12 protein-coding genes are annotated in these 13,160 nt (G+C 64.5%); 4 read left to right on the top strand and 8 right to left on the bottom strand.

Translation table 11 applies throughout. The annotated features are described in order from the left end of the window. On the top strand, positions 1 to 1,063 hold a 1,063-nt coding region (locus tag V5A38_RS11860; protein ID WP_332325973.1), incomplete at its 5' end, for a ribosome biogenesis/translation initiation ATPase RLI. A gap of 177 nt (positions 1,064 to 1,240) precedes the next feature. After that, positions 1,241 to 2,122 (top strand): RimK family alpha-L-glutamate ligase, encoded by an 882-nt coding sequence (locus V5A38_RS11855; RefSeq protein WP_332325972.1) that lies wholly within the window; start codon positions 1,241 to 1,243, stop codon positions 2,120 to 2,122. Positions 2,123 to 2,149: 27 nt separating this feature from the next. Here the strand turns inward: V5A38_RS11855 and V5A38_RS11850 are convergent, their stop codons facing one another. Next, positions 2,150 to 2,503, bottom strand: a complete 354-nt coding sequence (locus tag V5A38_RS11850; RefSeq protein ID WP_332325971.1) for an Hsp20/alpha crystallin family protein — start codon at positions 2,501 to 2,503, stop codon at positions 2,150 to 2,152. A gap of 152 nt (positions 2,504 to 2,655) precedes the next feature. On the opposite strand from V5A38_RS11850, the gene V5A38_RS11845 reads away from it, so the two are divergent. Beyond that, entirely contained in the window at positions 2,656 to 3,891 is a 1,236-nt protein-coding gene (locus V5A38_RS11845; RefSeq protein WP_332325970.1) for a phosphoglycerate kinase, read from the top strand. A 49-nt stretch (positions 3,892 to 3,940) separates the two neighbouring features. Here the strand turns inward: V5A38_RS11845 and V5A38_RS11840 are convergent, their stop codons facing one another. The 3 genes from V5A38_RS11840 to V5A38_RS11830 form a co-directional block, all read right to left on the bottom strand. After that, a complete protein-coding gene (locus tag V5A38_RS11840; protein ID WP_332325969.1) occupies positions 3,941 to 4,810 on the bottom strand; it encodes a universal stress protein in 870 nt (289 codons plus the stop codon). Positions 4,811 to 5,095: 285 nt separating this feature from the next. Beyond that, entirely contained in the window at positions 5,096 to 6,487 is a 1,392-nt protein-coding gene (locus tag V5A38_RS11835) for a hemolysin family protein (protein ID WP_332325974.1), read from the bottom strand. Positions 6,488 to 6,621: 134 nt separating this feature from the next. Beyond that, positions 6,622 to 7,653 (bottom strand): type II glyceraldehyde-3-phosphate dehydrogenase, encoded by a 1,032-nt coding sequence (locus V5A38_RS11830; RefSeq protein WP_332325968.1) that lies wholly within the window; start codon positions 7,651 to 7,653, stop codon positions 6,622 to 6,624. A gap of 116 nt (positions 7,654 to 7,769) precedes the next feature. On the opposite strand from V5A38_RS11830, the gene V5A38_RS11825 reads away from it, so the two are divergent. After that, positions 7,770 to 8,714, top strand: a complete 945-nt coding sequence (locus V5A38_RS11825) for an aminopeptidase (protein WP_332325967.1) — start codon at positions 7,770 to 7,772, stop codon at positions 8,712 to 8,714. Between the two features lie 18 nt (positions 8,715 to 8,732). Here V5A38_RS11825 and hmgB read toward each other — a convergent pair whose 3' ends face one another. From hmgB to V5A38_RS11805, 4 genes are all read right to left on the bottom strand, one after another. Next, a complete protein-coding gene (gene hmgB / locus V5A38_RS11820) occupies positions 8,733 to 10,070 on the bottom strand; it encodes a hydroxymethylglutaryl-CoA synthase (RefSeq protein ID WP_332325966.1) in 1,338 nt (445 codons plus the stop codon). Positions 10,071 to 10,142: 72 nt separating this feature from the next. After that, positions 10,143 to 10,715 (bottom strand): type IV pilin N-terminal domain-containing protein, encoded by a 573-nt coding sequence (locus tag V5A38_RS11815; RefSeq protein WP_332325965.1) that lies wholly within the window; start codon positions 10,713 to 10,715, stop codon positions 10,143 to 10,145. After that, entirely contained in the window at positions 10,715 to 12,394 is a 1,680-nt protein-coding gene (locus V5A38_RS11810; RefSeq protein WP_332325964.1) for a hypothetical protein, read from the bottom strand. The genes V5A38_RS11815 and V5A38_RS11810 overlap by 1 nt, the downstream gene beginning before the upstream one ends. Before the next feature lie 52 nt (positions 12,395 to 12,446). Then, entirely contained in the window at positions 12,447 to 13,031 is a 585-nt protein-coding gene (locus tag V5A38_RS11805; protein ID WP_332325963.1) for a DUF2150 family protein, read from the bottom strand. Positions 13,032 to 13,160: the final 129 nt, after the last annotated feature.

Raw genomic sequence — 13,160 nt, 5'->3', positions numbered from 1 at the left:
GCCGTATCTGGACATCAGCCAGCGGATGACCGCCGCGGGGCTCATCCGCGAACTGGCCGACGACGACCGCTCCATGCTCGTCGTCGAGCACGACCTGGCGATTCTGGACCTGCTCGCTGACACGGTCCACGTCACCTACGGTGAGCCCGGGGCCTACGGTGTTGTCACTGACCCCAAATCGGTCCGCAACGGCATCAACGAGTATCTGACGGGCTACCTGGACAACGAGAACATGCGAATCCGGCCGGAGTCGATCACGTTCGAGGAGCACGCACCACGGAGCTCCACGAAAGGGTCGCCGCTGATCACGTACCCGGAGATGCGGAAATCCTACGGCGAGGGCGAGTTCTCGCTGGCGGTCGAATCCGGGACCATCTTCGAGTCGGAAGTGCTCGGTGTCGTGGGCCCGAACGGCATCGGGAAATCGACGCTGGCGAAGATGTTCACGGGGCGGCTCACGCCTGACGAGGGGACACTCGACAGCTCGCTGGACATTGCCTACAAGCCCCAGTACATCGAAATCGACCAGCCGATGCGCGTCGACGCCTTTCTGGCCTCCATCACGGACGATTTCGGCTCTTCGTACTGGAACACGGAAATCGCACAGCCACTCCAGCTCGGCCGCGTGATGGAGCAGAGCCTCGAGGACCTCTCGGGCGGAGAGCGCCAGCGGGTCGCCATCGCGGCCTGTCTCTCCGAGGAGGCGGACCTCTACCTGCTCGACGAGCCTTCGGCGCACCTGGACGTGGAACAGCGGGTACAGGCCACCTCGGCTATCCGGCGCTACACGGAGAATCACGACGCGACGGCGATGGTCATCGACCACGACATCTACATGATCGACCTGCTGTCGGACCGTCTGATGGTGTTCGACGGCGAGCCGGCTCACCACGGGACCGCGCGCCCGCCACAGGAGATGCGCTCGGGGATGAACGAGTTCCTCGCCGACCTCGATATCACGTTCCGCCGCGACGAGCGGACCGGCCGGCCCCGCATCAACAAGCCGGGGAGCCAGAAGGACCGCGAGCAGAAGCGGGACGGCGAGTACTACTACTCGGACTGATTCAGATAGGCCGTGTTCGTCGTTCTGTTCGGTGGTCTGACCGTGGTTCTTCCTCGGGACTGGTACGGTTCAGGCCAGGGGCTTTCACGCTGTTGCTGACATTTTCACCTCCGAGGCACCCACCGACCCAAACAGAACCAGCCAGCTATAACTCTCCACGCCAACACCAACACAGCAATGCTTCGTCTCGCCGTCGCCACCCAACAGGAGACGTTCGAGCGTATCCGCGACCCGCTCGCCGAGCGCGATATCCAGGTCGTCCCCGTGCAGGCAAGCGAGCGCACGCTCTCACTCAGCAACCCCGCTCTCCCCGAGGTCGAGGTGGGCCTCGTCTTCCCGTCCCGGCTGATGGAGGGCGGCGCCGTCTCCGCCGCGCTCGACGTCCCGTGGGTGAACGACCGCGAAGCAATCCTCAGTTCGCGCAACAAAGCGGGCGTTCTCGCGGCGCTCGCCAGGACCGACATCCCTGTCCCGGAGACGACGCTCGTCTCGAACCCCGTCGATGACGACGCCGTCGCCGAGGCCGCCGCGGCGCTCCGGAAGGGCTCTCCGGCGGACTCGCTGGTCGTCAAGCCCAACTCCACGACCCGCGGTACCGGTGTCGCCCGCGTGGGCGACCCCGACTCACTGCTCGGCGTGACGGATTATCTCGACCTGGTCCACGATTTCCGCGCGACGGGTGATCGCTCGTATCTGCTGCAGGAGTATCTCCCCGACGCGCGGGACTACCGTGCGATGGTCGTCGACGGCGAGTACGCCGGCGCAGTCGAGCGTCGCCTCCCCAGCGCGGAGACCGATGCTGGCCGCTGGAAACACAACGTCCACCGCGGCGCGATCGCCGAAGGGATCTCACTCCGGCCGGAGGCTCGTGAGCTCGCCGAGCGCGCCGCTGCTGCCCTCGATATCGACTACCTCGGTGTGGACCTGCTGGAGACAGCCGACCGGCTGGTCGTCAACGAGACGAACGCTCGGCCGACCGTCGACGAGGTGACGAAGTACGAACCCGGGTTTTACGACCGGCTCGCGGGACTGATTCGCATGACTGCAGAAACCGGATAACCTACGGACGGTGGCGACCGGCGAGCGTTACTCCAGGTCGATATCGGCGGTGTCAGCTTTGTCGAACCGGACTTCCAGCACGCCGTTGTTGAACGTCGCTTCAGCGCTGTGCTCGTCGACACGGGCGGGAAGCCGCACGCGCTCGCGGTACTCCTGCTCCGGGCCCGCCTCGATAGTGAGCGTCTCGCCATCACACTGGAGCGAGACGTTCTCCTTGCTGGCACCGGGCAGATCCGCGACGAGCCGCAGCATCTCGCCCTCGTCGAAGGCGTCGACGTGGGTGTCGGTCCCGCCCGGCTCCTCTCCGGCGGCGCCCCCCATCATCCGCTCGATTTCGTCGAAGATGTCGCCGAACGGGTCGTCGCGGTCTTCCCTACGCATACATCGTGGTATGCCACAGCGACCCAAAAGCCTTCTGACGGTGGCGACCCCTCCACGGCATTCGAATCCGGTCGGTGCCGCGGACGCGAGCGATTCACCTCGCTCGTCTGGACCGTGCCGTTGAAGTACGACTCAGCCGAACCCAGCGGACAATGGGCTCTTTCGCGACGCTGGATCAGTTCGCGGACCGGTTCGCCGAAGCCAGCGTGCTCGTCCGACTTGACCTCAACTCCCCAATCGAAGACGGCACTGTACAGGACAACCGGCGGTTCGAGCGCCACGCCCGCACGGTGTCTGAACTCGCCGCTGACGGCCACCGGGTCATCTGTCTGGCCCACCAGGGCCGGCCCGGCCGGGACGATTTCACGCACCTCGACCAGCACGCCGACGTGTTCAGTGAGCATCTGGACCAGCAGATTGCGTTCGTGGCAGACGTCCACGGCGAGGACGCAGTCGCGGCAATCGAGGACGCCGACCCGGGCGAGGTGGTGCTGCTCGATAACGTCCGCATGGTCGAGGACGAGCTCGCCGACCGCGAGCCAGCCGAGCACGCGGAGTCCGACCTGGTCTCGCAGCTTGCTGCCCCCGCTGACGCCTACATCAACGACGCCTACTCCGCTGCTCACCGGACTCATGCCTCGCTCGTTGGCTTCCCGTACGTCCTGCCAGCCTACGCCGGCCGGGTGATGGAGACGGAGTACGAAGCCAACTCCGCGATCGCACGGCGCTCGTTCGACGGCAAAGTGACGATGGTGCTCGGCGGCACCAAAGCGACCGACGTCATCGGCGTGATGGACGCCATCGGCGACAAGGTCGACCGGTTCTGTCTGGGCGGTATCGTCGGCGAACTGTTCCTGCGTGCCCGTGGCAACCCCGTCGGCGTCGACCTCCCGGGTGAGGGGACCGCGCTGTTCGGGGAGCAGTGGGAGCGCAACGAGGAGACTATCCGCTCGATGCTCGAGGAGCGAGGTGACCAGATTCGGCTCCCGGTTGACCTCGCCTACGTGGGTGAAGACGGCGAGCGCGCCGAGGTGGACGTCGAGGATATCGACGAGAAGATCACGCCGTTCCCCGACGTGGGAACGCAGACGGTCAGGAACTACCGCGAGGAGATCGTCGACAGCGAAGCGGTGTTCGTCAAGGGTGCGCTTGGCCTGTTCGAGGACGAACGGTTCTCGGAGGGGACCGTCGGGGTGCTCGAAGCCATCGCGGAGACGGACTGTTTCTCGGTCGTCGGCGGCGGCGACACGTCCCGCGCCATCGGGATGTACTGGCTCGACGAGGACTCGTTCTCCCACGTCTCTATTGCCGGCGGCGCCTATATCAAGGCGCTGACCGGGGAACCGCTGGTTGCGATCGAGGTACTGGAGGCGAACGAACCGGAGTAAGCGGGCCGCAGGGCCCAACTCACTCCCGACGGGCTGACGTTCCGCCCCGCTACTCTGCGTCCGCGAGTGTCAGTACGGGGACCGGTGCCGAGCGCACGGTCTCCTCGGCGACACTGCCGAGCAGGATCCGGTCCGTGCCACGTCTCCCTGTCGTCCCCATCCCAACGAGGTGGATGTCGTTCGATTCGATTTTGTCGAGAATCACCTCTGCGGGCGGTCCGTGTTCGACATGACAGACGGTATTCGTAACCCCACGGGTTTCGGCCTCCGAAACGATGGCCTCGACGGCGTCGGTCGCGGCCGCTTCAGTTTCTTTGCCGGACACCGTCGACCGGACGTCAAGTCCAAGTGCCGCGTCGTCGACGACAGACAGGACATGCACGGTCGCATCGAGCGCCGCCGCAAGCGAGAGTGTGTGTTCAGCAGCGTGTGTTGCGGCTGCGCTCCCGTCCGTTGGAACGAGGATGGTCTCGTAGGGGAACTCGAGCGTCTCGTCGGGTTTCATGCGGACAGTGAGGACCGGAACCGAGGAGAGCCGGACGACCTTCTCGGAGACGCTCCCGTTGAGATATCGTGAAACCCCCTCGCGGCCGTGGGTCGGCATCACGATCAGGTCTTGGTCGTACCGCTCTGCGTAGTCCACGATCGTCGGGGCCGGGTTGCCCTGAACGATATCGGTCTCGTAGTCGTTCCCGAGTGTGTCCAGCGTTTTTGCGGCCTCGTCGAGGATCTCCTCACCCTGTTGTTCCAGCACATCGACAGTTTGCCCGTCGACGACGGTGACGCTGTCGCGCGTCGTGTCGGCGACGTAGAGCACCTGAATGGTCGCGTCGGCCCCGTGGGCGAGTTCACTGGCGTGATGGAGCACCGCAGCGGCGCCGTCGCTCCCGTCGTACGGGAGGAGGATGTTCTCGTACATGTCTCGGTAGCGAGAATACGTCTGCCGGTCCCCTAATGGTTTCCACCGGTTCTCCGGGATGGTGCCGTCAAACTGCAGGAGATTTCACGCAGAACGCGGTATGCTGAGTCGCCGCGGGGGTTTTCAGAGGGACTGATAGTGACTGCGATGATTCGTTACCACCATCGCGAAAGAATACAGAGAAGTTGGCGTCCGATACGACATCCTTCGACGCTACTCCTGAAAATAGTCATCGCAGTGACTATGAGTCACCTATTCGGGGTCCCGACCGTCGAGACACGTCGGTCACTCGGTTTCGTCCTCGCCGGACGGGGACTCGTCTTCGACCGAACCGACGGTATCGCGGTCGACGGTTACGCGCGCTCTCTGAATGCGAGTGTCTTCAACCTGCTCGGCCCGCATCGTCACGTTTTCGTAGTCGAGCTCCTCGCCCTCCTCGACGAGGCGGCCCGCGCGGTTGAAGATGAAGCCCGCGATGGTTTCGAACTCCTCACCCTCGGGGAGATGGATGTTGAGCGCCTCGTTCACTTCTTCGATGTTCACCTCGCCGCGGACCAGCACTTCGGTGTCGCCGACGAACTCGAGCGGGTGCTCCTCGTCACCGACTAGTATCTCGCCGACGATCTCCTCGACGATGTCCTCCATCGTAATGAGGCCCTCGGTGGCACCGAACTCGTCGACGACGATGACCATGTGCATCCGGTTCTCGCGCATCTCCGAGAGGAGGTCGTCGACGTTCTTGGACTCGGGGACGTGGAGCGTCGGGTTGGCCACGTCCGCCACCTCGAGACCGGCGGAGGCGTCGTAGTCGGAATCCTGGCCCAGGTCACGGATGTCGAAGACGCCGGTCACGTTGTCCAGCGACCCCTCGTAGACCGGCAGGCGGGCGTGCCCCGACTGCATGCATTCCTCGATTGCTTCTTCGACGGTCGCGTCTGCGGAGACGACCTCCATATCGAGGCGGGGGGTCATCACCTCCTTGGCAACGGTGTCCTGAAACCGCAGGGTCCGCTGGATCATCTGGCGTTCGTCCTCGTCGAGGATCCCCTCGCGCTCGCCCGTCTTGATCATGTTCCGAATCTCTTCGCGGCTGACGTACGACGATTCGAGCGACGAGCTGCCGGGCGTAAGCCTGTTGACGAGTCTCGTCAGGTAGTAAAACAGGGTAATGAGGGGCCAGAGAAGTTTCTCGACGATCGTCAACGGCGGCGCGACGGTTCGGGCCCACGAGTCAGTGTTATCGACGGCGTAGGACTTGGGTGCACTCTCACCGAACAGCAGGACCATCGACGTGATGCCCAACGACGAGACGAGGACCGCCGTGCCCGCGTCGAGGTAGAAGCCGACGATGGTCGTCGAAATAGAGGACATCGTGATGTTGACGAGGTTGTTCCCCACGAGAATCGTCACGAGCAAGCGGTGGGGGTCGTCCTTGAGAGATTTGACCGCCCGAGCGCCACGCAGTCCCTGTTCGACCATCGCGTCGATCTGGTGAGTCGACAGGGAGAACATCGCGATTTCTGACGACGAAAAGAACCCGGACCCCATGAGGAGGAACAGAATCATGAGGATGCCGATTCCGGTGACTGCCGTCTGCCCCAGTTCGATACCGACGACCGGCACAGTGTACAGTGTGATACCCCGCTCAGCTGCTGCCGTGAGCGCTGATAACCACATCAACTCCGTCTCTTACTGCGGCGGAAAATTAACCCTTGCGTGACTGCTAAATGGGTTCTATTCTGGTGGTTACGAACGTATCGACCAGCGCTGACGAGCTACTCCGACGAGAGTCTCAGTTTCGACGTCTGGCGTTACCGCTCGAACTGCCGGCCGAGCCCCATGCCGAGGGTCTCGTCGGTCGTCGCGATGCTCTCGGCCTTGCCTGCGGTCTCAGTGACAGCGCGGATGGCGTCGACGTTCTCGGGCACCACGTCGGACTCCTGGTGGATGGCCTGGAAGAGGTAGAGGTCCCGGCCGCGGACGGCGACGGACTCGGCCCAGATGCAGTTCTCCCAGATGTCGCCGCGGGAGCGCCCGGCGTCGAGGGCGAACTCCTTCAGTTTCCCCGTGCCGTCGATGCCCGTGTCCTCGGGAACGAGGAAGAGGCGGGACTCCTCGGCCAGGAGCTGCGTGACGGCCTCGGGGTCGGTGGCTTCCTCCAGCGTGACGTTCACCGAGTGCATATGCATCAGCGTCGAGGGCACCTTCAGCCCGAGCGTGTCGATGCTGCTGTCGGGGAAGATGGTTTTTACGTCCGGGCCGTGGTGACTCGGCAGCGAGACGGGGTCGGGGAGGATGTCGTTGATGGGCCCGCGACTGCTCTGGCCGGGGTCGCCGCCGCGACGCACCAACGTCACGCGGGATTTCTCGACGCCGTACTCCTCGCGAAGCGGCGCGAGTAGGCGCGAGAGCCCGGTGGTGTTACAGGAGACGACCCGCACGTGGTCCGCGCCCTCGGCGTCCTCGTAGTTGGCGCGCGCGTTGAACGAGGTGTCGGCCACGTCGGCGTCCTCACCGCCCTGGTAGATCGCCGGGGTGTCGTGTTTCTCGTAGGTTTCGCGGTTCTGCGCGCCGATCCCGCTCGGCGTCGCGTCGACGATGGCGTCGGCCGCCGCGACCAGTGCGTCGAGATCGCCAGCGACGGGCATCCCCGCCTCGTCGAACCGTTCGCGGCGTTCGGGCACCGCCGCGTAGAGGTCGTAGCCGTTCGCGATGGCGGCCTGCGCTTCGAAGTTCGGGGAGGTCTTGGCGACCCCCACGAGGTCCATATCCCGCTGTGCGACGACTGCGTCAGCTACGCGCTTCCCGATCGTGCCGTAGCCGACCACGCCCACCTTGGTCATACAGGTCGAACTGGCGCACAAGCGAATAAGTAGGCGACGGTTCGTCGCAGCCGGGCCGAGGGAAGCGCAGCGCCCCCGCCCCAAGACCTATTCGCCACTCCGCCGAACCCTCGCGCATGAGCGACCTTCACGACGCCGCCGAAACCGCCATCCATCAGTGTCTCGACCTCCAGGAGAAGGAGTCGATCGCCGTCGTCACCGACGACAAGCGCCGCGCAATCGCGGAGGCGCTCTACGACGTGGCGTGTGAGGTGACCGAGGACGCAACCTACGTCCAGTATCAGCCTGGCGACCAGCACGGGGAGGAGCCGCCCGAACCCGTCGCGGCGGCGTTACAGGCTGCCGACACGTTCCTCGCGCCCACGACGCGCAGCCTCTCACACACTCGCGCGCGCTCGGATGCCTGCGAGGCGGGCGCCCGCGGCGCCACGCTCCCGGGGATCACCGAGCGCGTGATGGTCGCTGGCCTCGATGCCGACTACGACGCCATCGCCGAGCACTCTGCGGAGGTCAAAAAACAGGTTGCACACGCCGCGGCGGTTCGGATAACCACCCCCGCCGGGACCGACATCACCTTCGACGTCGATGGGCGCGAATGGCACGAGGACACCGGAATCGTCCACGAACCGGGGACGTTCTCGAACCTCCCCGCTGGTGAGGTGTACATCTCGCCCCTCGACGCCAACGGCACGTTCGTCGTCGACGGGACAATGATGCCCCACGGGCTACTGGCGGCCGACCAGAAGCTCAGCTTCGAGGTCGAGGACGGCCACGTCACCCACATCTCGGACGATGCCATCCGCTCCGACGTGGAGGACGCCTCCGCCGACGTCGGCCGTGCGGCGAGGAACATCGCGGAACTCGGCATCGGGACGAACGTCGGCGTCGACGAACTCGTCGGCTCGGTGCTGCTCGACGAGAAGGCTGCCGGCACCGTCCATATCGCCATCGGTGACGACGCCGCCATCGGCGGGGACACCGAGGCGCCAATCCATCTCGACGGCATTCTCCGGGAACCGACCGTGTACGCGGACGGCGAGGAGCTGACGCTGCCGCGCTGAGTCGGGTTGTCGGTCGAGTTACTCCACGTACTCGTACTTCCGCTCGTTCATCCGCCCGATTCCGGCGAAGACGAACTCGCCGTTCGGGATGGTGAACTCCTCGACGTCGACGGTCATGTCGTGGTTGTGGACGTCGTGGACCTGCTCGTACTCGTCGAAGTCGAGGTCGTAGCGCGCCGCCAGTTGCTCGTCGATTGTGAGCTGCTCGATCTCCTCTTTCCAGCCCTCCTGGACCGTCTCGGCGTGAATCTCGGCCTGGGCACCGGAGCCGTAGGAGCCCACCAGCATCTGCTCGCCGGTCAGGTCGATATCCTCCTCGGCGGCGTGTTTGAGCGCGCTCGCGCGTGCGACGTGAACGGAGCCGGTGTACCAGTTCCCGACCTCGCGAGCCAGGCCAAGCGTCGGCTCGATGGTCTCGGCGTACCAGGACTGGTACATGTCGGTCTGCTTTAACTTGTCCATGTAGTCACGGATGGCGTCCTCGTACGTGTCCCAGTCCTCGTACTCACCCTCGCGGGGCTGACGGCCGATTTCGCCGGCCAGTTCGTCCTCGATTTCGGTGTCCCGAATCATGTGCCGATAGCCAAGCAGGCCGGCTTTCCGCACCATCCCCGGGAACGGGGTGTGGAACGGGATGTACTCGAGGTCCTCGGGGTGCATGTCCCAGGCGACGGATTCGAAGTCCTCGACGGCCTCGCGCATCCGTGCGAGATACACCTGCATCGAGCGCTTGCCGTCGACGCTCGGGAACTGCTGGTTCGGCTTGAGGAAGTCCGTCTCGTCGGCGCTGCCGTACCCCTGCTCGGTCGAGAGTTCGACCATGCTCGGGTCCTCGGTGATGAGGAGGGCCACGGCGCCGGCGCCCTGGGTCGCCTCTCCGCTGGAGCCCCGGGCGTACAGCGCCGTGTCGGTGGCAACGACGATCGCCGAGCGCCCGCGGTTGCGCCCCGCCTTGATCCAGTTGTACGCGTCGTCGATGGACTGCGTGCCGGCGATGCAGGCGAACTTCCGCTCGCCCTTGTTGGCGTGGTGGAAGTCCTCGTCGTACACCTGCTCCAGACAGCCGGCGATGTAGGTCGAGACGGGCTTTGAGTTGTCGAAGGCCGACTCGGTGGCCACGTCGATGCGGCCGATGTCGTCGGGTTTCAGCCCCTTGCGGTCCATCAGGCGCTTGGCCGCGTTGGCGCCCATCGTGACGATGTCCTCGTAGGTGTCCGGGAACGAGGAGTTCACCAGGCCCAGCCCCTTGCGGTACTTGTCGGGGTCCTCGTCCTTCTCCGGGGCGAACGTCTCGGGCAGGTCGAGTTTGAGTTTCCCCGCCCAGATTTCGACGGCGTCGATACCGACTGATTTCATGCTTCAGGATGCGCCGGTTAGCTATTTGTGTCTGTCGATAAGGCTTACGTCGATTGTCGAAAATCGGTTCTGTCACCTGTTCCGACCGAATGCCAGGACCTCCACGTGGTGGAACAGCTCTCCGCCGTCAGGCGCGTTCACCGTCACGCTCGGGGCAGTTGAGTCCGTCGGCGTGGCGGTATCGGTTGGCGCCGGTCCAGTTGTTCCGGTGGCTACCGCCGTGTTCGGGTAGCGGGTGTCCTTCGCCAACTGGGTGTCGACGTCGAAAAGCCGTACTGTGACGAGTTCGTCTGTTGAATACGAGACAGTATCGGTGACCCAGCGCTCGCCGGGCTCGAACAGCTCGTCGCTATCGCCGCCCACGAGTTCGCTGTCGTTCGGCTTGGTCCGAGTCGTCGTTCCGTCGACCCGGAGCACGAGCAGGAGGTCGGAGAGGGGGACAGGGTCACCCCCCCCGTGGACGATGGTGATGCGGTCGGTCGTGACCTCGACCGTCGCGTCGAAGTTCCGCTCGTCGCTGTCGATGTCGCCCAGGGCGAACGCGCCAACGGTGGCGACGCTGATGACGACGATTCCGACCAGGAGAATCACCCCAACTGACTCGGATTGGGCGCGGTTCTCCACCACCCACTCCGCCTCACGCATCATGAGGCGACGCTCACGAAGTACAGCGCCTGCTCACCGTTATCGTAGACGATGGTGATGACGAACCACGAGTCGTCGTTGTCGTTGGTCGGTGTTTGATCGAACGCGAGTGTGACGTCCCTCGTATCGTCGCCGGGAATGGTCACGGTCGGTGCAAGCTGCCTGTACTGTCCCCCGATATTCAGGCGTGCGGCTTGCATACCCGACGGGGTGAACAGGTCGGCGTATGTGGGCTCGTCGGTGGTTCCGCCACCCTGCTGCTGAGTGATGTATACGTTGACGCGCGCGTATTCGATTGTTCGATTCTCCGCCCCAGTGTTGTTGAACGTGACCGTATAGTCGTCGCCGTTGCGAACGGTATCGTCGAGAATGACGCTTCCCGGTTGACCGGGGTTGAACGTATTCCCAATGTCGCTACCATCCGGCCCGCTGGCGAACAACGGGACCTGTTTCCCGGAGAAGTTCGTGTACCGGTACGTCTCGGCGCCGCTGAGCATGCTCACGTTGAGCCACGCCGTCTCGCTCCCGGCGGTCTCCTTCACAGCGGTGTAGGTCAACGTCGCGTAGCCGTCCTCGTCGGTGGTGACGCTGATGCTGTCAACCTGGGTGGCGCTCTCGTCGACGAACTGGAGATGCTCCGTGTCGAGGCTCCCGTTGACGGCGAACCCGTCGACCGGGTTGTTGAACTGATCGCGCACCTGGACCGTGATCTTCCCGGTCGAACCGTTCGCGACCGTGTCGTACCCGTCCGTCACGACGAGGTAGGTCGGTTTCGGCTGCTTGTTCGCCTCGGAGACAGCGCCGACCGCGACGCTCGCGCCGCGGAGCTCGTAGCTCTTGCCCGCTTCCAGTCGGATACCGACCCGGTAGTAGCTGACACCGTTCCGGGTCGTGTTGCTGATTTCGCGGACTTCGGCGACGCTGCCGCCGTTCGACGTCAGCTGCTCGGCGAGCACCCGGTTGCGCCAGGTGTCGCTGCTCAGCCGGGTCGTGACGTTGAGCCAGAGCGGCTCGGCCGCGTCCGAGCGGACGGTGACGGTGTTGGTGTAGGCGCTCAGCGGCCGGGCGTCGACGCTCTCGCCGGTGATGCTGTTCTCCTGAAGCGTCCCGTTGATCGTGAGGAGGTTGATGCGGTTGCCACGGATCAGCGTCTGGCCGGTGCGTTCCAGCGTCCGATTCTCCTTGTAGACGTTCGCGACGAGGCTATGCTCGTACAGGGTGACGGGCGCCTCGCGGTACTCGTTGTAGTTCGGGGTGTAGACGATTGCGCCGGTGTCGTAGGTGTGTGCGTCGCCATCCCAGTAATCCTGGGCGTTCTCGTAGGGCGAGTCCGCGACAGCGTTGTCCAGGGTGACGTTCATGCGCGGGTCACCCGTGCCGGCGGTCCGAACCGCCCCCCTCGCGGGCGGCGGGTTGATGAGGAACGTTCGCTGCTCGTACGTCGTCCCCAGTGGGACCGACGCGCTCGCAGGGTCGCCGCTGCTGCCGGCCGAAAGGAGGGCGTTTCGCAGGTCGGCCATCCCCTGCTGGGCATCGAGGCTGTGTTCGAACTCGGTGGTCGCGTTCTGATCCGGAACGACGGTCGCCTGCAACGTCGCGAGGGCGATGATGAGAATGCCGAACAGTAACACCGCGCCGATCTGTACAGTGACAGCGCGGTCGTCCCCACGGAACTTCATACCCGCCGTTCTAACCGGGGTGGGAAAAAGGTGCGCAGTGAGGCGGCGGGTTTTAGCTATTTTCTTCGACAGTCTCGGGGTCCGACAGCGCGTTCTGCAGCGAATCGAGCCCGTTGACCCACTCAGCGACGAGGCCGTACTCCATCTCGTCGACGATCGAGACGTCGAGGTCGGCACTGTCGAGAACCAGCGTGCCTGCCTGGACGAGATAGCCGATGGCGGCGTCGATATCCTCCTCGGCCTCGGCGTCGGCCGCGGCGTGGATGTACTCCTCGACCTCGCCCTCGGCGGCGCCGGCGGCGACGTACTCTTGGGCGGCGTAGAAGACGACTTCGAGACTCATCTGGACGCTCTCGACCAGCATCGCCTTCTCATCGTCCTCGATAGGCGCCTCCGAGAGCACGATCTCCTGCATCTCCGTCAGCTCCTTCTGTGCCCGGTCCTCATCGATACTGCCGTTCTCGTACGCCTCGACGATCTTCGCGACAGCGATTGCGGTGTCCTCCTGCAGGTTCATCAGCAGGCGAGCGGAGTCCTCGTTCTCCAGGTCGAGGTCCTCCTCACGCAAGCGGTCGATCCAGTTCTGCCAGCGCTCCTCGGTGTAGAACGTCTCCACCGCCTCGTCGTCGTCAGTCATACTTTCATGTGCTCCCCGGGAACGCAAAGGCCTTTCCTATCCACCGACGCCCGCTCGCCGGAGAATCCGGGGGTCTGATAGTGATTACGGCGAATAGGTGCATCGACGGTGTCGAACGCCGCCGGTTCA

Origin of the sequence: Halolamina sp. (assembly GCF_036626355.1) — an archaeon.
Taxonomy (GTDB): domain Archaea; phylum Halobacteriota; class Halobacteria; order Halobacteriales; family Haloferacaceae; genus Halolamina.
Note: the sequence above shows the minus strand (reverse complement) of the source record. Positions and strands in the feature narration are given on the sequence as shown.